The organism is Prevotella phocaeensis, from assembly GCF_900065875.1.
GTDB classification, from domain to species: Bacteria; Bacteroidota; Bacteroidia; order Bacteroidales; family Bacteroidaceae; genus Prevotella; species Prevotella phocaeensis.
Genome location: NZ_LT160623.1, coordinates 119821 through 142189 on the forward strand (window position 1 = coordinate 119821; position 22369 = coordinate 142189).

At 44.8% G+C, this 22369-nt stretch carries 14 protein-coding genes; 9 read left to right on the forward strand and 5 right to left on the reverse strand.

Annotated elements, in window-relative coordinates:
• Positions 1–44: 44 nt before the first annotated feature.
• On the forward strand, positions 45–1562 hold the full coding sequence (locus BN3912_RS04735) for a bifunctional ADP-dependent NAD(P)H-hydrate dehydratase/NAD(P)H-hydrate epimerase (protein ID WP_004369589.1): 1518 nt from the start codon (positions 45–47) through the stop codon (positions 1560–1562).
• Positions 1563–1565: 3 nt separating this feature from the next.
• Positions 1566–2609 (forward strand): DUF4831 family protein, encoded by a 1044-nt coding sequence (locus tag BN3912_RS04740; RefSeq protein WP_016665308.1) that lies wholly within the window; start codon positions 1566–1568, stop codon positions 2607–2609.
• Between the two features lie 256 nt (positions 2610–2865).
• On the opposite strand, the gene BN3912_RS04745 is transcribed toward BN3912_RS04740, so the two are convergent.
• Complete coding sequence (locus BN3912_RS04745) at positions 2866–5094, reverse strand: glycoside hydrolase family 3 C-terminal domain-containing protein (protein WP_016665309.1); 2229 nt, start codon at positions 5092–5094, stop codon at positions 2866–2868.
• 453 nt (positions 5095–5547) lie between these two features.
• Positions 5548–6558, reverse strand: a complete 1011-nt coding sequence (locus BN3912_RS04750) for a class II fructose-bisphosphate aldolase (RefSeq protein ID WP_023984665.1) — start codon at positions 6556–6558, stop codon at positions 5548–5550.
• 581 nt (positions 6559–7139) lie between these two features.
• Here BN3912_RS04750 and BN3912_RS04755 point away from each other — a divergent pair.
• From BN3912_RS04755 to BN3912_RS04785, 7 genes are all read left to right on the forward strand, one after another.
• The gene (locus BN3912_RS04755; protein WP_051403452.1) at positions 7140–10355 is read left to right on the forward strand and encodes a SusC/RagA family TonB-linked outer membrane protein; all 3216 of its coding nucleotides are present in this window, start codon (positions 7140–7142) and stop codon (positions 10353–10355) included.
• Positions 10356–10370: 15 nt separating this feature from the next.
• Positions 10371–11969: a RagB/SusD family nutrient uptake outer membrane protein gene (locus tag BN3912_RS04760; protein WP_023984663.1), complete on the forward strand. Its 1599-nt coding sequence runs from the start codon at positions 10371–10373 to the stop codon at positions 11967–11969.
• Positions 11970–11983: 14 nt separating this feature from the next.
• A complete protein-coding gene (locus BN3912_RS04765; RefSeq protein WP_023984662.1) occupies positions 11984–12796 on the forward strand; it encodes an endonuclease/exonuclease/phosphatase family protein in 813 nt (270 codons plus the stop codon).
• A 13-nt stretch (positions 12797–12809) separates the two neighbouring features.
• Positions 12810–13625, forward strand: a complete 816-nt coding sequence (locus BN3912_RS04770) for a hypothetical protein (protein ID WP_023984661.1) — start codon at positions 12810–12812, stop codon at positions 13623–13625.
• A gap of 133 nt (positions 13626–13758) precedes the next feature.
• Complete coding sequence (locus BN3912_RS04775; protein WP_023984660.1) at positions 13759–14886, forward strand: alkaline phosphatase; 1128 nt, start codon at positions 13759–13761, stop codon at positions 14884–14886.
• A gap of 40 nt (positions 14887–14926) precedes the next feature.
• Positions 14927–16534 carry an MGH1-like glycoside hydrolase domain-containing protein gene (locus tag BN3912_RS04780; RefSeq protein WP_023984659.1) on the forward strand — a complete coding sequence of 536 codons (1608 nt, stop codon included), beginning with the start codon at positions 14927–14929 and terminating at the stop codon, positions 16532–16534.
• A 256-nt stretch (positions 16535–16790) separates the two neighbouring features.
• Positions 16791–17696 carry an alkaline phosphatase family protein gene (locus BN3912_RS04785; RefSeq protein WP_023984658.1) on the forward strand — a complete coding sequence of 302 codons (906 nt, stop codon included), beginning with the start codon at positions 16791–16793 and terminating at the stop codon, positions 17694–17696.
• Between the two features lie 194 nt (positions 17697–17890).
• Here BN3912_RS04785 and BN3912_RS04790 read toward each other — a convergent pair whose 3' ends face one another.
• From BN3912_RS04790 to BN3912_RS04800, 3 genes are all read right to left on the reverse strand, one after another.
• Entirely contained in the window at positions 17891–19123 is a 1233-nt protein-coding gene (locus tag BN3912_RS04790) for a sugar MFS transporter (protein ID WP_036859797.1), read from the reverse strand.
• A 128-nt stretch (positions 19124–19251) separates the two neighbouring features.
• The gene (locus BN3912_RS04795; protein WP_023984656.1) at positions 19252–19941 is read right to left on the reverse strand and encodes an MIP family channel protein; all 690 of its coding nucleotides are present in this window, start codon (positions 19939–19941) and stop codon (positions 19252–19254) included.
• Positions 19942–20151: 210 nt separating this feature from the next.
• Positions 20152–21951 (reverse strand): MutS-related protein, encoded by a 1800-nt coding sequence (locus tag BN3912_RS04800; RefSeq protein ID WP_023984655.1) that lies wholly within the window; start codon positions 21949–21951, stop codon positions 20152–20154.
• Positions 21952–22369: the final 418 nt, after the last annotated feature.

Below are 22369 nucleotides of genomic sequence, written 5' to 3' on the forward strand. Positions count from 1 at the left end.
AAACACTTGGTATACATTAGTATTATTTTGTATTTTTGCAACGTATGAAGATATTTACCGGAGCTCAAATACACGAGCTCGATACGTACACCATAGAGCACGAACCCATCAGGAGCATAGACCTGATGGAACGTGCGGCAAAGGCATTAACAAAGGCTATTTCCGAAGAATGGACTAATCAGACACCCATTGTAGTGTTTGCAGGCCCGGGAAATAACGGCGGTGATGCGCTTGCTGTTGCAAGAATGTTAGCCGAACAAGACTACAAGATCGCCGTTTACCTCTTCAACATCCATAATCAACTCTCGGCAGATTGCGCTATAAACAAGCAACGCATTATAGATAGCAGGCGTATAAAGAGCTTCAACGAGATTACGGTTAACTTCGATCCGCCTTCGCTCGATGCCGGAACACTCGTAATCGATGGACTTTTCGGCTCCGGACTTAATAAACCGCTGGCCGGTGGCTTTGCTTCATTGGTGAAATACATTAACCATTCGCCTGCTAAAGTGGTAAGCATCGACATGCCTTCGGGCCTTATGTGCGAAGAAAACACACACAATATACGCGCTAACATCGTAAATGCCGACCTTACACTTACGTTACAGCAGAAGAAACTGGCCATGCTATTTGCCGATAACCAACAATTTGTCGGCGATGTCCGCGTGCTCGACATCCGTCTTTCCCACGAATATATAGTCCAAACCGACTCTCTATATACGCAGATCGAAGAAAAAGACATTCGTCCGCGGATGATCCATCGCAGCGATTTCGTACATAAAGGAAACATGGGCAATGCGCTTCTCGTTGCCGGAAGCTACGGAATGGCAGGCGCAGCAGTACTTGCAGCGCGGGCATGCCTACGTTCTGGCGCCGGTAAAGTGACTGTCAACATCCCTAAACGCAACTACGACGTGATGCAAATAAGCGTTCCCGAGGCCGTATTGCAAATAGATCGGGAAGATACTTACTTCTCCGAACCGACAGATACCGACGATTTCGATGCCTTAGGAATAGGTCCCGGCATCGGTATGAACGAGAATACGGCCATCGCCCTCATTGCTCAATTGCGCCGAACACAGTGCCCTATCGTGGCTGACGCCGATGCCTTGAACATATTAGCCAACCATCGGGCATGGATGCAACAACTGCCTAAGGGTATCATACTTACGCCTCATCCGAAAGAGTTCGACCGTATGGCGGGAAATATCAGTAACGATTGTTACGAAAGACTTACCAAAGCCCGCGAAATGGCGGAACGTTTAGGTGTCTATATCATGCTGAAAGGGCATAACACAGCCCTATGCTTGCCCGACGGACATGTATATTTTAACTCCACAGGCAATGCAGGTATGGCCACTGCAGGCAGCGGCGACGTGCTCACAGGCATTATTACAGCCCTGCTGGCTCGCGGTTACAACACGAAAGATGCCGCACTCGTAGGTATGTATCTGCACGGTCTGGCCGGCGATCTTGCCATGAAAAGTACCGGTAAAGAGAGCCTTATCGCAAGCGATATTATCGACTATCTGCCACAGGCCTTTAAACGATTAAACGATTAAATTATGAAGAAATCTGCTTTAACCATTCTCTACGCATGCTTCTGCCTGCTGGCAACAGCGCAAGTACCTACAGAAGGCACCACTTATTTCCTGCCCAAAACGGCATTGACACTGTCTTTACTTGTAGAAAAGACAGTGTTCACCCCCGGGCAATACGCCAACTACGCCGAGCGTTACATGAAACAAGAGGTGAAAAACCGCCCTTACACGCAATATAGAATTATCGGCATCAGCCTTTCCACATATGCCATTCCCGACTCGTCCAAGCAATATACCGTAACCATTGATAAAAAACATAGTATCATAAGGGTAGAATTAGACCACAACAACGTGCTGAAAGCCGTTAACGCCAAGGCCGCCGAACAAGCTCAACCCATACCTTTCAAGGCTGCACGCAAGCCTCCCGTTGCCAACGTAAAGGACTATCTCACCGAAGATATGATAGCTGCAGGCAACAGTGCCAAGACAGCTGAGCTCATTGCACAGGAGATATACGACATACGGGACAGCAAAAATCAGCTGTCAAGAGGCGAAGCAGAGTTCATGCCCAAAGATGGCGAGCAGCTCAGAATTATGCTCAATTCGCTCAATACGCAAGAAACAGCTCTGCGACAGGTATTCGAAGGTACCACTGTAACCGACACCTTAGAGCAAACCATCAGTTATATACCCACGAAAGAGGTACAAAAGGAATTGCTTTTCAGGTTCTCGCGCCACTTAGGAATGGTAGATAAAGACGACCTCTCCGGCATACCTTATTATATTAGCATAACCGATGAACATCTTATTCCGAAACTTGTAGGAACGGCAAACAACGAAAAGAAATCGAAAGAAGATATCGGACTCTACGTAAACATGCCCGGGAAAATCAAAGTAACTCTTTATCGTGAGGAGCGCATAGACAAGCAATTCGAAGTCTATGCAGCGCAATTCGGGCGCGTAGAGGGTATCAGCGGTTCTCTTTTCGGGAGAAAATTTACCACACACATCATACTTAATCCCATCAACGGCAATGTTGAAAGCATGAATACCGAACCGTTGGAATAACGATAACACATCCTTATTATAAAATAACAGCGCCTGCATACCGCCGCCCTCTCGCGGGTATGCAGGCGCTGTTTGTCCTGTTCGGAACTGCTATCATCAATCTCCGAAAGCAGTAAAAACTTAGAAAAATCGATACGCTTCTGTGGAATTATGGGCGCAAACGATACACCTATGCCAAACAGAATGCCTATCTAAGCTACTTAGATGGCATATCTGTCTGAACTATTTGTACAATACGCTTCCAAGAAATAACTACTTATTGCAAAGTAAACGTGGCTTTCAGTGGTAACGCATCAGACGAATTACCCACCAAGGCCGTAAACTCGCCCGCTTCGGAAGTCCATTTACCGGCCTTATCATCATAGAACGACAGGGCTTTGTTATCTATGCTGATCGACACATCCTTGCTTTCGCCCGCTTTCAAAAATACTTTTGCGAACCCTTTCAGCTCCTTGTAAGGGCGTTCCAAAGACGACTTAACGTCGTGAAGATACAGCTGTACCACTTCTGCCCCATCACGATTGCCTGTATTTCTAACGTTTACGGTAAAGGTAATTCGGCCATCTTTCGTCATTGTCTTGGACGAAAGACGCAAATTGGAAATACGGAAAGTGGTATAACTCAAACCGTGTCCGAAGGCAAAAGCAGGTTTCCTCTTAGCATAGTCTACCCATCTGTATCCTACATAAAGCCCTTCCTTATAATCTTCGTCGATAATCTTCTTGTCGCTGCGCCATGTTCCGGGATAAGTATTCAGTGCATGTGCACCCACATCATCGAGCTTTACCGGCCACGTAAACGGCAGTTTACCCGAAGGATTGATATCTCCAACGAGAACAGAAGCAAGCGCTTCGCCGGCTTCGCTACCGAGATACCAGCCCTGAACAATGGCTGCAACCTTGTCTTTCCAAGGCATTTGCACCGCATTACCCGATATATTCACGTAAATAATGCGCTTGTTAACCTTGGCAAGTGCCGAAATAATACGATCCTGAGCATAAGGTAACGCGAACGTTTTACGGTCATGTCCTTCACAGTCCTGATATTCGCTCTTGTTAAGTCCGCCGAAGAATACCACGTAATCGACATCTACCGCCTTTCTAAGGACATCTGTCATAAGTTGATCGGCATTACGAGTCTCCGATAAGTCCTGTCCGGTGGCCACACCATCGAAGGTTCCCGTAACATCACCTATATAACCGCGCTCGTATTCTACCGTTACGCCACTGCCCAAACGGGCCTTCAAGGCTTCTAAAGGCAACACCTCGCGCTGCACTTTGAGCGAACTGCTGCCGCCACCTACGGTCATCATCTTAATTGCATTCTCGCCTACCACGAGTACACGTTTGGTGTGTGCAACATCGATGGGCAGCACATTGTTCTTGTTTTGCAACAATACGATGCCATCTTCGGCAATCTGTCGAGATGCCTTATAATGATCATCGGAACAAAGGAAGCCTATGGGGCGCGCTTTATTCATCGTTGTGCGATAATAGAGGCGCAGCACACGGCGCACCTTGTCATTGAGTTCCTTGGTTGTATAGCGCCCCTCGGCTATTCCTTGCAAATAAGGATCGGCCATATAATATGCATCATAGGCATTCGTTTTATTCTTAGAAAGGCCGTCTGTCCCCGTACCGAACTCCATATCGAGCCCGTTTTTCACCGCCTGATCGGTATCATGAGCACCTCCCCAGTCGCTCACAACCACGCCATCAAAGCCCCATTCGCCTTTCAGAACTCCATTTAGCAGCAACATATTGTGGCAATTATGCTCGTTCTTGTAGAGATTGTAGGCTCCCATGATAGCCCAAGCGCCGCCTTCAGTAACGGCTGACTTGAACGCAGGCAGGTAGATCTCGCGCAAGGCACGGTCGCTAACGTTCACGTTCACCTGATTTCGGTATTCTTCATCGTTGTTCAATGCAAAATGTTTTACGCATGAAGCAACACCGTTTCGCTGAATACCTTGCACATAAGGTACAACCATGCGCGATGCAAGGTAGGGATCTTCGCCCATATACTCGAAGTTACGCCCGTTGAGTGGCGTTCTGTAGATATTAACCCCCGGCCCTAAGATCATATCTTTGCCCCTATAGAGCGCCTCTTCGCCGAGGCAACGCCCATAGAGAGCCGCCATAGCTGGGTTCCACGAGGCAACAAGACATGTCAGAGCGGGAAATGCCACGCACGAGTCGTTAGTCTGTCCGGCTTGCAACCAACTGTCCCAGAGCACATCCGGCCGCACACCATGCGGTCCGTCGTCTGTCCAAAAGTCAGGAAAGCCTAATCTTGGCACGCCGGCAGCAGAGAATTTGCTTTGTGCATGAATAATGCGTATTTTCTCTCTCAAGGTCATACGCGAAATAGCATCCTCTATTCGTTCGTCAATACTCTTGGAATTATCCAAATAAACAGGAACTTGAGCAACTGCAAAATTCCATGACGACAGGATTAAAAGAATAATAAAACATACCTTTTTCATACATATTTTCATTAAATTACAATTCATTGTGTTGGTTATACGGAGAGGCTATGATACCCGTAAGCAGGCCATAACATGGTAATAGATAGCATCCGCCCACCGCACAAAGATAATATATTTTCAAGAAACTGTAAAATATATGTCGCAAGAAAATAGATATATTTGGAATATCTTACCGAACAGAACCCAATAGAACAATATTATAAGCCAAATATGTGTGTTATGTATGGGGCTTAGACATCACATTTATTTCTTATAAAAGCATCGCCCATTCCGCAGAAACAGCGTGAGAAAAGAAAATATCGGTAATTCGGACGTACAACGGCCTGCATGTTTAGCAGGAGAAAACAAATAAAAAGCGGGCGCCACACATACGTTAGCCCCGCCTTTTTCCAATTCAATTATATATGTATTTTACGTAATATTTACGCTTAATGGCAATATCCGTTCTGCTTAGTCTAATTGCGCGAGCTTGTTCTCAGAGCCGAGCACGTCTACAATCTTGTGCTCATAGAGCTCCGTCATCAAGTCGCGAGCAGGACCACAATATTTGCGCGGATCGAATTCACCCGGCTTCTCGTTGAATACTTTGCGTACTGCAGCTGTGAAAGCCAAACGGGAATCCGAGTCGATATTGATCTTGCAAACGGCGCTCTTAGCTGCCTTGCGAAGCTGTTCCTCGGGTATACCGACAGCATCTGGCAGTTTTCCGCCATTTTCGTTGATGATCTTAACATACTCCTGAGGCACTGAAGAAGAACCGTGGAGCACGATTGGGAAGCCCGGGAGTTTCACCATGATGGCATCGAGCACATCGAAAGCCAATGGAGGAGGTACGAGTAAGCCCGTTTTCGGATCGCGTGTACACTGCTCCGGAGTAAACTTATAAGCTCCATGAGACGTTCCGATAGAGATAGCCAGTGAGTCTACGCCCGTACGTTTTACAAAGTCGATAACTTCTTCAGGCTTCGTATAATGAGATTCTGCTGCAACTACTTCGTCTTCTACGCCCGCAAGTACACCGAGTTCGCCCTCTACGGTTACATCGAACTGATGGGCATAGTCTACTACCTTTTTGGTCAAAGCGATGTTCTCCTCGTAAGGAAGTGAGGAACCATCGATCATTACCGATGAAAAACCATAGTCTACACAGCTTTTACAGGTCTCGAAAGTATCGCCATGATCCAAATGCAATGCTATTTCAGGATGCTTGCAACCCAATTCTTTAGCATATTCCACAGCTCCCTGTGCCATATAACGCAGTAACGTTTGGTTGGCATAGTTGCGCGCCCCCTTAGATACTTGCAGGATAACCGGCGATTTCTTATCCGAAGAAGCTTTGATGATTGCCTGCAGCTGCTCCATGTTGTTGAAGTTGAAAGCCGGAATAGCGTAACCGCCATTAATGGCTCTTTTAAACATCTCGCGGGTGTTTACGAGGCCTAATGATTTGTAATCTACCATATTTTTAAATCTTTAAAAATGAATAATCAACATTTTTTATTATTACTTTGCAAAGTTAACATTTTAATTTGGGCTGACAAAGCATGCAACATTTTTTAAACATACCATGTAGATTAAACAGACGGCACAATTATGAGTATTTCGTTTTAAAATACTTTTCCTATTTTTAACGATAAACAGAGCGTTTGAAATGATAACATAGCAGGTATAAAAGCCCGATACGTCTTGCACTTTAATAATATTAACAAATAATAACAAGGACAAAAAAGTAAGTTTAAAAAGAAAAATAGTACATTTGCACCGCAATACTATAGAAAATAAACCGGCAATACGGTGAATGTCTAAACCGAATAATTAAAACCGGTATACCCATCTTCGTACAATGAAAACACAATTTTATGCAGACGACATATTATATAAGCAGTCTATTTAAAATTGAAAGATAATAAGGATAAACAAACTATAAGCCGCTTCAATGAAGAAGAGGCATAATGAAAAACGATGTCTGTCGGGCACTTGGCTACGAACAGAATATGGCAGAGAGATATCTACATTACAGATCATACTAACCAAAATCAATCATGATGAGAAAAAGAAAAACATTCAGAAGAGCTCAATGCAGGCTATATAGCATAGCTGCGTTGACAGTATTGGCATTTTTGCCCCCATCATCAGCTTTTGCAACAGGCAGTTTTAAAACTGTTACAGAAATGACCATGCAGGAAAACGGCACGGATATTTCGGGAACAGTAAGAGATGCCAATGGCGAACCAATAGCCGGTGCTACCGTAAAAGTAGTAGGTAATAACGGTGGAGTTGCAACAGATATCGACGGTCATTTTACTGTGAAAGCTGTCAGGGGAGCTAAATTACAAATTTCGTATATCGGCTTTATTACTCAAACCGTAACAGTTACAGACCGGCCTTTGAATATCATATTGAAGGAAGACAATAAATCTCTTAACGAAGTAGTGGTTATCGGTTACGGCAGTCAGCGTAAACAAGACCTTTCAACAGCTGTATCTTCTGTAAATTTAGACCAGAGTATGAAGAGTCGCCCATCCACTCTTTCGGCTATGATGCAGGGCTCTATGCCGGGCGTGATGGTACAGAATAACGGCGGCGATCCGCTTGCAACTTCGTCGCTTTCTATCCGTGGTCGCGGTTCGCGTGGGACGGATGACAACTACAACAGCGGCGACGGAGTTCTATATGTAGTGGATGGAGTGCCGGGAGCACCTTATAATATTGAAGATATAGAATCTATAACGGTACTGAAAGATGCGGCCTCGGCAGCTATCTATGGCGCGAGTGTAGGTTCCGGAGGTGTGGTAGTCATCACTACCAAGCAGGCAAAAGAAGGTAAAATTCGTGTGAGTTTCAACGTTTCCAAGAGTTTAAAAAACGTCTACAATAAACCAGAAACACTTACATCCGAGCAATACAATCAGGTTTGGGCGGATGCAATAAGACTGTATGGCGGCTCTTTACCGTCGACAGCCAATCCGCAAGTTTATCCTTACGGTGCTGTTACGCGTACCAACTGGCTGGACGAGATATTCCGCACAGGCTATTTAGAGCATTATGCCCTGTCTCTTTCTGGCGGAACAAATAAACTGAAGGCTTTTGCTTCGCTCAATTTCGATCGTGACAAGGGTATTCTTGAAAACACATTTGCCAAAAAGATCGGTGCTAAATTGAACGTGGATTTCCAAGTAAACAAATGGATAAAGTTCGGAGAACAGGTCACTTATCAATTTACTGACGGGCAAGGAGATGTGAACACCGGTCATGAAGGCGTGCTCGCCAACGCCATCTTCTTCCCACGTTCGGCCACTGTTTACGACTATGACAAGAACGGCAAACTTCTTACAGATGATTATGGTCGCCCGCTTTACCATGGAACATTACCGCGATGGGCAGCCAATGAGGGTATCAGTGGTTATGGAGAATTCCGCAATCCACGAGCCCTGTTAGACCGACTCGATCAGGAAAGGCCTTCTCATACGCTCTTCTCCACTACAACCTTAGAAGTAAAACCATGGTCATTCCTTACATTAAAGTCGCAATTTACTGCTGGAATCCAAATCAGTGAGTTCGATGTATTCCATCATAAAGTTCCTGAACCCGGGAATCCTACTAATGAAAACCGCCATAATATAACACATCGTAACCAGAATAACTGGATTTGGGAGACAACCGCAACTTATGCACAAGCGTTCGGCGAACATCATATCAGCGCAATGGCAGGGTGGACTATGAAGTACGATAAATATAAAATGTATGCCATATATACATCGGGTTATTCTTTAGAAGATCGTCATTCGTCTACATTTCCTAATGCTACAGATTGGTCAAAATATAAACCTGATGAAGAAATATGGGAAGAATCGATGACTTCGGCCTTTGCTCGTGTAGGCTATTCTTGGGCAGATAGATACTTCGTTACCGGTAGCTTGCGTCGCGATGCATCATCAAAACTTTACAAAGATAATAACTCCGACGTATTTCCTGCTATCTCAGGATCATGGAAACTTTCATCCGAACCGTTCTTTGCTCCTTACAAATCGATTTTCAATTTGGTAAAATTCCGCGCAAGTTGGGGACAGGTAGGAAATGTAGCTTTAGTGCCTCGCTATTCATGGAACGTACCGATGGGATTTACAAAATATGCCATTATCTATGGTAAAAACCTCAACAGAGAAGTGTATGGAGCATATACGGAATCTATAGGTGTAAAAAATCTTAAATGGGAAACGACAGAACAATGGGGAATAGGCTTAGATTTAGGACTCTTCAATAATGATTTGAACCTTACTATCGACTATTATAATAAACATACTAAAAACCTTATTGAAAAAATGCCGGTACCCTCTGTTGCCGGTATCTCTATCGAACCTTATGGAAATGTAGGCGATGTGGTTAACCGAGGATGGGAGTTCAGCGCATCTTACAATAAGACTATCGGCGAGATAACCTTTGGTGTTAACGGTAATCTTTCTACGGTCCATAATGAAGTGTTAGACCTCGGATCGCGCGAATTCCTTGCACACAATATCGTTGTCAATAGTCAGCAGCCGCTACGTTCTACCGTCGGACATCCTTGGTACTCGTATTATGTGCTCAAAACCAATGGCATTTTCCAGACACAAGAGGAAATCAACAACTATAAATGGACAGATCCTAAAACAGGTTTATCTAAGATGATACAGCCGAATGCTAAGCCGGGAGACTTCAGATACGTAGATTTTAATAACGACGGACAAATCAATTCCGACGACAATCAGTATATGGGAAGTTACATGCCGAAGATAACATTCGCTTTCGGAGGTAATGTGACTTACAAAAACTTCGACTTTAATTTCCAATTCCAAGGTGTTGGTAAGTCTACTATCTATAATGCTTTCAAACAAATGACGCTTACAGGACGCCAACAAGGAGGTAATATGTTGCGCGATATCTTGAATGCATGGGACTACAATCCTAACTCCGGAATTCCGCGGTTGGCACTGACCGACGACTCTAACGGCAATTATACCAACCCGTCGGATTTCTATCTTGAAGACGGAAGTTACCTAAGATTCAAAAACATTACTTTGGGTTATACCTTGCCTCAAGGCGTAATGCGCTCGATAGGACTTGCAGGTTCTTCACTTCGTTTCTATTTCAATTGCGAAAATATATTCACAATTACCGACTATACTGGGTTTGATCCTGAAGTTGGAAACTTCGGTCTCGACGCAGGAACCTACCCTATCGCACGTTCATTCACATTTGGTTTAAACTTTAGTTTCTAAAAATCATTCAATCTTATGAAAATTTCAAATCTAAAATATTGGGCTTTTTCTTTAACTGTCTGCACTGCATTAGGCAGTTGTAACGACTTCTTGGAGCATAATCCTTACGGACTTCAAGGCTCAGTAAACTTCTGGAAGACAGAAAAAGATGTAGAGAGTGCGCTAAATGCATTCCATGCATTTACCTATGAAGAGGGAATTACAGGTCGTGGTTTTATGTGGTTTGAGAACTGCAGCGATAATCTTGTTACGGGTAGACCGCAGGCCGAAGCCGCACAAATCAAGAACTTTCAGATGTCAGCTGCCAACGGACGCGATGCTAAAGATACTTGGCCTGCCATGTATCAACTCATTGCAAAGGCCAATGATGTACTACGTAACGTGCCCGGCATGAACATTTCGGCCGACATCAAGAACAAAGCAGTAGGACAAGCCCATTTCTATAGAGCTTTTGCTTATCTGTGGATTGCTCCTTTCTATGGCGATAATGGCCCTAATGGCGGCATTCCAATTGTAACAGAGACAACCCCTACAGCAGAATTAGATCAGCCGCGTCCTAAATCGGTGCTCGAAAATTACGACATGATTATACAGGACATGGATAAAGCTGCCGATCTGCTTCCTTATTTCTCGCAATTGGCAGATGATGATTACGGTCGTCCTCACAAAGCTGCATGCTGGGCGTTTGCCGCACGTGCGGCACTTTACGCGGCACAGTTCGATCAAAGTTATTATAATAAGGTTATCGAGTATTGTAATAAAGTGATAAATATGACTGGAGCAGACAAGCGCAGTCTCTACCCTGATTTCACCAAGTTATTCCGTAAAGAGAATAATTTCTGCGAGGAATACCTATTCTCTCTTCTCGGTAATGCTACAGAAGGTCCTAAGTTTCATGGTATGTCTTTCCAAAACGGAGGATGGGGGTATTACAACACATGGGGGTACTTCCAACCTACACTTGAACTATATAAGGCTTATGAAACCGGCGATGTTCGCCGCGATGCCACCATTCTTTATCCCGGACAGCATATTAGTTTCATCGGACATGATATTCATTTCGGTGTAAATCCTAATAATATATCCAGCACATCGGGCATGACTTTCCGTAAATTCATGTCGCCTTTCGAGGCTTCAGACTGTATCGGAAAAGACGTAAGTCCTAATGGCAATAACCAAAGCAACACATTAGGAATGGTATTAATACGCTATGCAGACATCATTCTGATGAAAGCCGAAGCCCTTATCTGGACTCAAGGAGAAGGAAACGCCGAGGCAAAAACGTTATTGAACCAAATACGCAAGCGTGCCGGATTACCGGAAAATAGCAACGCTACCAAGGCTCAACTGAAGAATGAACGCCGATGCGAACTTGCTTTTGAATACCAACCGAGCCGTCATCTCGACCTCGTAAGATGGGGAGATGCACAAACCGTCTATGCTCAACCGCTGCATGGAATACGATCTACCACCGACGGAACTCGAATAACCAATATCGAAGAGATTGAAATATGGAACGCCCGCACTTTCGATCCTGTGAAAAATCAAGTCTTCCCCATTCCTGCTTCCCAAGTTGCGAGCAGCAAAAATCTTACTCAGAACAAAGGTTATTAATAAAAAGATAGATTATGAAATTAAGATATATTTATATTCTGACTGCACTTTTCTTTGCATTGCCTTTCATTGGCAATGCAAAGGAACTGAAAATAATTACGTTTAATATCCGCTCTTTCGAACCAGATTTCAATACTCAACCCTATGCGGAATTGTTATGGAATGAAAATCCGGATGTGGTATGCTTGAATGAAGTCGAGAACAGAAGTTCCCGACAGCAGATCGATGGCAAGTATCGGGATGTCGTGCAAGACCTCGCTAACCGTATGCACTTGTTCGGGCTCTTCGGATATTCTTATAATTTATCGAACAAAGACGGCAAAAATCCGGAAGAAAATTATAAATACTGCGAAAACGAACTTTACGGAAATGCCATCTTAAGCAAGTATCCCATCTTAAATGTAAGTACGATACAGTTACCGCGTCCTACGGGTTCGGCAGACCAACGTGGCGTGGTTATTGCCGACATATTGCTTCCTGAAGGCAAAATAATAAGGGTTGCCTGCACTCACCTCGACCATGTCGGCGGACAGTTGGAACAAGCTACCGTTCTTACATCCGATGAAGTGAAAAGCAATACCTACCCCACAATACTCTGCGGAGATATGAATGTTGGACCAAATTCCGATGTTATCAAGAAACTTCTGACCGTTTACGACCGATTGGACAATGATTCAGGAACGTATCTCGGCCTTTCCAAAATCGATTTCATTCTTGGTACCAAAGGTAAATGGGAGCTGAAGAGTTGCAAAGTACTTGATCGACACCTCAATGGAAAGGAACTTTCCGACCATTGTCCTGTTGTTTCTGTTGTTAAACTTAAATAAAAAATTGGTATATATGAAAACAAAATATCTATTATCAACGGCATTGTTCGCAATTCCTCTTTTATTCTGTTCCTGCATTAAAGAAGATTGGGGAGTCATTCCCGATAACCATAACGGCACTTCGAATACGAAGGAATGGAACAAGAATAAGACTGTAGACTTCTATTTCATTACTAATTTGAACGATAAAACTACGGGAAACTACGATAATATAGCCCAATTCTTCAACAACAAGGGCAGCAAATGTTCCATAGGAATTGTCGACAGATCGGATATCAAGAACTATTCAGAGCAGAATACCTGCGAAAATCATTCCACAGAATTAGCTGTAAAGACTGCACGCTTTACGAGTTTCGCCTTCAATAAGTACAATCAAGGCAACATCGAGGGCAGTACAATTCTATTTAATCACAAAATAAATAATGTGGAAAGCTTCAAGATTACCGACGATTGTTATATACAATTCATCCCTATCATGGCTAAATCGAACGTTGCTTCACCAATAGAAATCCTTACACCCTTTGCTACTGTCAGGTTCGACAACGATGATCAGCTCAAGAACGCAGCAACCACATTAAAAACGTTAGGGGGCAATACCTACCGCGCACTGATCATCGGTACTGTGAAGAATAGTCTTATATCCGGCCTAAAAGGCGTTGTGGAACAAACAGACGGCTATACATTCACACAGGTTACCAAAGACGCCGACAACGACTATGCCATTTTTATGGCCGGTCCTAAGTCTTGGGTACTGCGAGAAACAACGGCCACCTCTGTCAGCGGTACACTGAATGCTTACTGTGTATCTGTAGAAGCAAGCGTAGAATAAACGCATAACCGCAACAAATATCCCTGTATCTTTTAAAAAGGCAGGGATATTTATTGCTTTTCTCAAGATATTCTTCCTACTTAAAGAAAATATGATATTTTTGTATATCGAAACTATCTAAACATTTCACGGCATGAAAATAAAAAAGCTCTTATTTCTTACGGCATTGTTTGCCTATATCGGCGCCGACGCACAGACCATCAACCTACAAGAATATACATTAGAAAAACCGTACACCGTAGAAAAGATTTCTCCTGCTTCGGGCAAAGGCCATGTAAAGAATGTAATTCTGATGATAGGAGACGGTATGAGCCTGATGCACATACAGGCTGCATGGACGTGCAACCGTGGCCATCTGTGGTTAGAGAATGCCCAAGCTACGGGACTCTCGAAGACACCTGCTTCAAACAGACTCATCACCGACTCCGGCTCGGGAGGTACTTCGTTGGCAACAGGTTATAAAACTATTTACCATGCAGTGGGCGTCGATGCCGACGGAAAGCCGCTCACCTCGTTGTGCACGTTAGCTAAAGCCAAGGGAAAAGATGCAGGTATCGCCGTTACATGTCGACTTTGGGACGCTACACCCTGCGATTTCTGCTGTCATAACATAGATAGAAACAACGAACAAGACCTTGTTGCCGACTACTTAGACAGCAATATCGATTATGCATTCGGTGGCGGAGCCAAATATTTTGAACACAGAACCGACGGACGTAATATTTTCAACGAACTTAAAAGCAAGGGATATCACATTTCTCGCACATGGGAAGACCTGCAAAAGTGGCAGAAAGGCAGAGTATTTTGCGTGCCCTACGACGTCGACACCCCGCTTCCGGACGAACGAGGCGACCTGCTTGCCCGCGCAGCATTGAAAGGTATGAACCTTATGAATCAAAACAAAAACGGTTTTTTCATGATGATAGAGGGTTCGCAACTCGACGATTACGGGCATTTCAATCAGCTCGACATGCTTATGAAAGAAACTTTAGACTTCGATCGTACCGTGGGCGAAGTTATGAAATGGGCAGCCAAAGACGGACAGACATTAGTGGTAATCACTGCAGATCACGAAACGGGAGGCATGACCGTACATGGCGGAAACCTTGAAAGCGGCACCGTCGTCTGCAATTTCTCTACTAAAGACCATTCAGGTACCATGGTTCCCGTATATGCATTCGGCCCGAGATCCGAACAGTTTACCGGTTTTATGGACAATACCGACATTTTTTGGAAGATCAAAAAGCTGATGGATATGTAATGCCCCCCGCAATCATAACCGGCGAAAATAAAATGAAACGATGATACTACTAAAGAAGATTTTGCTTTTAACGGTGCTCTTGCCGGCATCGGCTGCTGCACAAAACCTGATACCTTCGGGTTCTCCATTATATAAATTGCCATACAAGAACACTTATGTTATGGAAACGCTCGTTGCTGAGAACTCTTTTCGTACGGCAAAAGTAGAAAAGACAAAGCCCGGAACATTCGAACAAGCCCGCAAAGTGTTGCCCTCGCCCTATTGGGAAGGGCATGCGAAGGAGATTGAGATGTACTGGCGAGCGTGGCAGATAGGCATCGGAAACATCTGTCAGCCGCTCGACGACTCCGGTTTCGTTACCAGTTATATTGCTCCGGCATACAACGGAAACATCTTCATGTGGGACGATGCCTTTATTACCATGTTCTGCCGTTACGGTAAAAACTTCTTCCCGTTCCAGAAGACTCTTGATAATTTCTACGCTAAACAGCACCCCGACGGCTTCATCTGCCGCGAAATACGGGCAGATGGTTCCGATTGTTTCGGCAGATATGATCCCACCAGTACGGGCCCGAACCTGCTTCCGTGGTCGGAATGGCTTTATTATACCCAATTCGGAGATGATAACCGTCTGAACAAGGTATTCCCTGTATTGGCGGCATATTACAAATGGTTGAAGCTGAACCGTACTTGGCGTAACGGTACATATTGGAGCAGTGGCTGGGGAACGGGCATGGATAACATGCCGCGTGTACAGGACGGCTATAATACAATATACAGCAACGGCCACATGATATGGCTCGATGCCTGCTTACAACAAATCATGGTGGCCGATATTCTGCTCAAAATGGGGTTTTATCTTGAGCGTTGGCAAGAGATAGAAACCTTTGAAGACGACATTAAAAGGCTTTCTACCTACATCAACAAAAACATGTGGAACAGCAAAGATGGTTTCCTGTACGATCAATACGAAAACGACAGCCTCAGCACTACACAGGGTATTTATGCCTATTGGGCGTTACAAACGAACGTACTCGGTAAAGATCGTCTCGATAAACTGGTGTCTCATCTGTCTGATACGGCCAAATTCAACCGTTACCACCGCATTCCGTCGCTCGCAGCCGATAATCCTAAGTATAAAGCCAACGGGCGTTATTGGGTGGGAGGCGTATGGCCGGGCACCAATTACATGGTTATTTCCGGCCTTGTAGACAAGGGCTACCGCAAATTGGCCTACGATATAACTCTGAACCATTACTACAACGTCTTTAAAGTTTACCAAAACACAGGTACTTTCTTCGAATATTATGCACCCGAAGAGGCTGCACCCGGCTTCATGGCACGCAAGGACTTCGTGGGCTGGACGGGCCTGCCGCCTATCGCAGAACTGATAGAATACATCTTCGGCATACGTGCAAACCATGAGTCGAACACGATTACGATCGATGTAAACCTGCTCGACGCCTACGGTATAGATAAGTATCCCTACGGCGAGAACGGCTCCATATCGTTCAAAGTTGCCAAACGCAGCAATGCCGAAGAGAAGCCCAAGGTAACCATCAAGAGCAATGTACCCTTCAAAGCCGTACTTCTTTGGGGTAACAATAAGGTAGAAAAAGAAATCAAGACAGGCTCGCAAATTATCTGAGACCATCCGTTTTACGCTCAATCATATTACAGATAACCATAGGCGCATGCAGTAATAAGCATTGCGATTGCAGTATCTGCGCCCGACATAGCTGCCACCTGTCTTGCCCAGACCGTAGTTCTAAGCCGCTTACATGTATCATTCGTCTTAAATATACCGCACTCCTGTCAAAGGCAAAAAGCGATGAGTCGACGACGAACGGTAAATATTCGCAAGTCATAACCTAATTTAAACAACATAAAATTATCAATCTACAATGAACAGAAAAATGCTATTGGCCGTACTCCTGCTTACGGTATTCGGATTAACGCAGGCAAATGCAAAGAAATGGAAGGCAAAACATGTGATATTAATCGGTATAGACGGATGGGGTGCATATAGCGTACCGAAGGCACACAACATACCTAATATACGCTCACTTATGCAGAATGGCTGCTATACACTGAAGAAACGTTGCGATCTCCCATCAGAATCAGCCGTCAATTGGTCGGCAATGTTCAACGGTGCATGTACTGAAATGCACGGATACACCAACTGGAATTCGCGCGTACCCGAAATACCTTCGATGTGTACCAATGCTCACGGCATCTATCCCACCATCTATTCTGTCATCAGAGAGCAGATACCTAACGCCGAAACAGGGAACATTGCGGAGTGGGATGGCATAAAATATCTTATCGATTCGCTTGCTATTAATTACGTAGATGTGGCATCTAATTACGAAAAAGACGACGAACAACTCTGCCGGATGGCCGAACAGTACATTAAGAAGAGTAAACCAACGTTCTTGGCCGTATGCTTTGATCAGGTCGACCACGTAGGGCACGCCATCGGACACGATACTCCGGCATACTACGACGTGCTTGCCAAGCTCGACAAGCAGGTAGGACGCATCATTCAAGCGCTGAAAGATGCAGGCATATACGACGATACTATCGTCATGATGACGTCGGATCATGGCGGGATAGGCAAAGGTCATGGCGGGAAAACCCTACAGGAAATGGAAATTCCTTTTATCATCTGCGGCAAGAACGTGAAGAAAGGAATGGTGATAAAAGACGTGATGATGCAGTTCGATACGGCTGCCACCATCGCCGAAGTGTTCAACCTAAAACGCCCGCAGGCATGGCGCGGACTGCCCATCTATAGTGTGTTCGAATAACGGCTGCCACTACAGACGGTGCTGTAAGGGCAAATAATATAATAAAGAATAAATCTTTCGCTTGTGCATACGGGCATGCTATAAAAAATAACATCCTTATGCACAGGCTTTTTACTTTCCGGATACCGGTTTCCCGTTCTTACCCTATCTGAAACGAAAGCTATAACTTCAAACCTATATCCTATTGTCTTTTATCACTTCATTGTCGTTTCAATATCGTTTCTATATCCTCTTACCAACCGCAGAGCGTACAGAAATACGAACATATAGCCAAGCAAAGGAATTATAAACGGCACCACAAGGTTCGTATTATCGGCCACATAGCCCATCAACAGGAAACCGCAACCGCCGATAGGCGTCATCATCAACAGCGACGAAGCACTCTTGGTAAGCCTTCCTAAGCCAGACAAAGCCAAAGAGAATATAGTGGGAAACATGATTGCCTCGAACATGTAATTGCACAAAAGCGCAATCAGAGACAGATTTTCCATGTCCAGAAGCACGATCAATGTGCATCCTACCGTGCCCGAACCGCATATCAGCAGCATCTTTTCGGCACGTACGCGCCGCATAATCCAGCTGCCTATGAAACGTCCCACCATAAAGAAAGCCAGCGCACAGGTAAGTACAACAGAAGCAGTACGGTCGCTCATCCAATTCTGACCGGTCACGAAATTGATGAAATAACTATTGATAGAGATTTCGGCCACCTCGTATGCCAGCAACGCAAACAGTCCGAAAACAAACAATTTATGTCTCCAAAGACTTCTAAGATTACTGTCTTCCTTATTTTCTGCTTCCGTCTTTGCCGCTTCATGTGTTATTTCAGGCAGGTCTACTCTCGAGAATATCACGGCTATTACTAATACCAAAACCCCGAGAATGGTATAGGGAACCACCACATTACCATCGGTCGTATCGTTTCGAAACAAGAACTGTCCTACACAAAATGTTGCGAAAAGACTGCCAAGCCCGTTGAGCGACTGCGACAGATTGAGCCTGCTCGTGGCCGTTTCGCGCACTCCAAGTTCCGTAACATACGGATTTGCCGCCGTTTCGAGAAATACCAAACCGCATCCGATGATAAATAAAGCGGCAAGAAAACCATAAAATGTGCCCAATTCAGCCCCCGGAATAAACAGCAAGGAACCGCATCCGAAGAGCAAAAGACCAAAAACTACGCCTCGCCGATAGCCGAACTTATTGATAAATATGCCTGCCGGAATGGCCATCAGAAAGTAACCGAGGTAGGTTGTAACCTGTATGAGTGCCGACTGTGTGATCGTAATATGCAGCTCATTCTGAAAATGTTTGTTCAATAGATCGAGGATAGCCCTTGCAAATCCCCATAGAAAAAACAACGAAGTTATTAGTACAAAGGGCACAAGATATTTCTTCTCTGTCAGCGAAACCTTATTTTTTTTCATCCTATCTATAAACTCCAAACATGAATAACTTAAGAAAAAGAAAGGCCACCGCCACCGAAAATACTGCATAGCGGTAACCTTTCTTGCCGTTTACCCCCATCTCCGGAGGCAAAATATGAATGATATAATTACTTTTCTACCAGCTCCGGATCGACCACTTTCCATACAAGAGCGGCGATAACTGCACCTACCATCGGCGCAACAATAAATATCCAAAGGTTATGGAGTGCCGTTCCGCCTTGGAAAAGAGCCGGCCCTATAGAACGTGCAGGGTTCACCGAAGTGCCCGTGTAGTGGATACATACCAAATGTACAAGTATCAGCGACAAACCGATAGCCAAGCCTGCAAAGTTGTTAGTTGCACCGTTTGTCTTGGCTGTAGCGCCAAGTACCACCAATACAAATACGCATGTAAAGAACATTTCGGCCAAGAAACCGCCGATAACCGTAATGGTTCCGTCGCCATAAGCCTGCAAATCGTTGGCTCCGGTGCCCACTATACCCGTACTGGATGTAATAATGTAAAGGATAGATGCACCTATTATGCCTCCTATTACTTGGAACAACATGTACATACCGCAGTCTTTAGCGCTCATACGTTTACTTAGAAACACGCCAAGAGTAATGGCCGGATTGATATGACAGCCCGAAATACCGCCGATGGTATAAGCCATAGCAACGACAGATAGGCCGAATGCCATCGCTGTACCGACAACTGTCTCAGGATCACCGTTGTTACATCCCAAACTCACGGCCGCTCCGCAGCCCATAAGCACAAGCACCATCGTGCCAAACATCTCTGCTAAATACTTTTTCATATATAAAAATACTTAAATAAAATGATCATTATCATACATAACAGCGCAAATATAGGTATTTTTATTGGGTTTGGCAAGAAAAACAAAAATTGTTTTCAAGTTTTACAGGTTGTAGAGTCATTACGGTTATATTTTGACTTTTCCGCATATAATATAATAAGGTGTAGGCAAAATTGGCACCAGATAGCCCGCATGCCTTGCCCACTCACCCTATTGCAATATGCTTTTCAGCAGGAATGTAGCATTCTGATTACGCGCCACTCCGGGCGTTATTTTATAAGTATAGGTAATGTGTTCTGCCAGTTCTATTTCGAAACAATAATTATAGAAGTGCCTCGGATGCTCCTCACTCATCTTAGAAAGCTCCAGATCATGGGTGGCTATCACGCCGCTGACGGGCAAATGAGAGATATAGTCCAAAAACAAACGCGAGCCGTTGAGCTTATCTAACGAGTTCGTTCCTTTCAATATCTCGTCGAGAATGATGAGTGTACGCCTGCTGTGCCGACAGTATTCGATGAGTTGTTTGAGCCTCAACAACTCGGCATTGAAGTATGAAATGCCGTTAGACAAGTCGTCTGTAGTGCGCATACTGCTGAAGATGCGGTAAATGGAAACCTTCATATTGTTGGCAAACACGGGCATTCCGTTCATTGCAAGCACATAATTGATGCCGATAGAGCGCAGGAAAGTGCTCTTGCCCGCCATGTTGGCCCCCGTAATAATATAGTAACGGCCGTCTTCTACCGTAAAATCGTTACGCACGACCTTTGCTCCCAAGAACGGATGATACAGTCCGCATGCCTCATACACCACCGTTTCGGCGTCTGTAAGTTGTGCTTCAGTGCCATCAGGTTCGTTGTATTTGAATGTTGCCATCGACACCAATGCGTCGATAAGGCTCACTTCGTCTACCCATTCCATTACCTGCGACATATACAGGCGTTGCCACTTCAGGAAACGTCGCACCAAGAAAAGATCGCTAAGCATAAAGGTATCGAAGAGTATCATGCCGAGAATGTTGCCGCGGCGGTCGAGTCCGTTGAGGATATCTTCCAATCTATCGAACGATGCGGATGCCGTTTGTAGCCGACGGACTATCGACAGATTAACTTCGGCTCTAAGTTCTGTGCCCGATACAAGGCGTATCAAACGCACATAGGCCTGCAAATGTTCGTGCAACACATCGACGGATTTGCCGATGATTCGCAGAGGTTTCGAGCACAATAGGTACACAATGACGAACTGCACCACGCCCCAAGTAACGGCAACACTACCGCTCATCGTTGTAAAGAAAGGCAGAACGGCCGCCAACCATATCCCTGCGATGGCCATACAAGCCACAACCAACACCGGTATACTGCCCACAAACGACGGTATTCCGGCGGTACTGATCCGATCGTAAGCCTTGCTGATGGCCGAAGAGTCTATCTTTTCGCCCGTCGTCTGCCCGATGGAGATGAACTCCGCCCGCCATGTTTCCATCTCGGCAAGTTCGTTTATCGCTTCTTTCTGCCGCGTTATCCGCTTTATTTCGCCCTGTCCGGCTTCGTGTTCTGCACCTAACAATGCCGCTAAACGGTCGCTCCCACCCGTGGTAACGGTACGGTCGACACGATTAAACAGTGACTGTGGACCGAATATATCTAAATCGAACGAGAACGGATGGTGCGCATCGATGTACTTGTGGCCGGTGCCGAACGCGCTGTAATCGCCCTCATGATACGCTATTTCGTGCTTATAGACTTTCAACAGACTGCTTTTGGCCCCGATTTTCTCACTGTTAATCACATCCAGACGACGGACTGCGAGGTATACAGCGGCCGACAACACTGCCAAAACAAGCAACACGGCACCCCAATCTGCCACTGTATAGAGCACTGCAAAGGCTATCATTGCCAAGAAGAAGATGATTTCGCCGGAAACAAATCCGCGATTTTTCCTTTTAAGCGCTGCTATTTCTCCGGCCAAGGCATCGGCCCTGTCTATGTAAAATATCTTTAAATTCATTGATGTTCTTTTGATTTACAGGTGGCAAACATGGCAACCGCCTTCGATGGCAGATTGCATAACGCAACGCAAAAATAAGAAATAAAACATATAGGAACTGTTCATTTTCGTTTTTTTAAGACTTTGTTATGGCTTGTTACAGATGGTTCGTTTGTATTATACATGTTGTCTGTCTTCAACAGGCAGCACTCCTATGTACCTCAGACTTGGCCTTTATCGGGCATAGACGGCACTTCTATTCCAAGCATACGAAAAGAACAAAAACGATGTTTGCACATTGCGGCGGCGACACATCGACAGCACTGCCGAAACGTAAGGACATAAAAAAAGGACTACCGCTGTAGTCCAATCTTTGTTAACCTTAAATCTAATACCATGAAAAACACAATGCAAAGATATATAGATTATACATATATCT

Coding starts and splice junctions, on each gene's coding strand:
- BN3912_RS04735 (WP_004369589.1), top strand. CDS start 45: ATGAAGATATTTACCGGAGCTCAAATACACGAGCTCGATACGTACACC.
- BN3912_RS04795 (WP_023984656.1), bottom strand. CDS start 19,941: ATGAAAAAGTATTTAGCAGAGATGTTTGGCACGATGGTGCTTGTGCTT.
- BN3912_RS04750 (WP_023984665.1), bottom strand. CDS start 6,558: ATGGTAGATTACAAATCATTAGGCCTCGTAAACACCCGCGAGATGTTT.
- BN3912_RS04770 (WP_023984661.1), top strand. CDS start 12,810: ATGAAAACAAAATATCTATTATCAACGGCATTGTTCGCAATTCCTCTT.
- BN3912_RS04745 (WP_016665309.1), bottom strand. CDS start 5,094: ATGAAAAAGGTATGTTTTATTATTCTTTTAATCCTGTCGTCATGGAAT.
- BN3912_RS04780 (WP_023984659.1), top strand. CDS start 14,927: ATGATACTACTAAAGAAGATTTTGCTTTTAACGGTGCTCTTGCCGGCA.
- BN3912_RS04785 (WP_023984658.1), top strand. CDS start 16,791: ATGAACAGAAAAATGCTATTGGCCGTACTCCTGCTTACGGTATTCGGA.
- BN3912_RS04775 (WP_023984660.1), top strand. CDS start 13,759: ATGAAAATAAAAAAGCTCTTATTTCTTACGGCATTGTTTGCCTATATC.
- BN3912_RS04790 (WP_036859797.1), bottom strand. CDS start 19,123: ATGAAAAAAAATAAGGTTTCGCTGACAGAGAAGAAATATCTTGTGCCC.
- BN3912_RS04800 (WP_023984655.1), bottom strand. CDS start 21,951: ATGAATTTAAAGATATTTTACATAGACAGGGCCGATGCCTTGGCCGGA.
- BN3912_RS04760 (WP_023984663.1), top strand. CDS start 10,371: ATGAAAATTTCAAATCTAAAATATTGGGCTTTTTCTTTAACTGTCTGC.
- BN3912_RS04765 (WP_023984662.1), top strand. CDS start 11,984: ATGAAATTAAGATATATTTATATTCTGACTGCACTTTTCTTTGCATTG.
- BN3912_RS04755 (WP_051403452.1), top strand. CDS start 7,140: ATGATGAGAAAAAGAAAAACATTCAGAAGAGCTCAATGCAGGCTATAT.
- BN3912_RS04740 (WP_016665308.1), top strand. CDS start 1,566: ATGAAGAAATCTGCTTTAACCATTCTCTACGCATGCTTCTGCCTGCTG.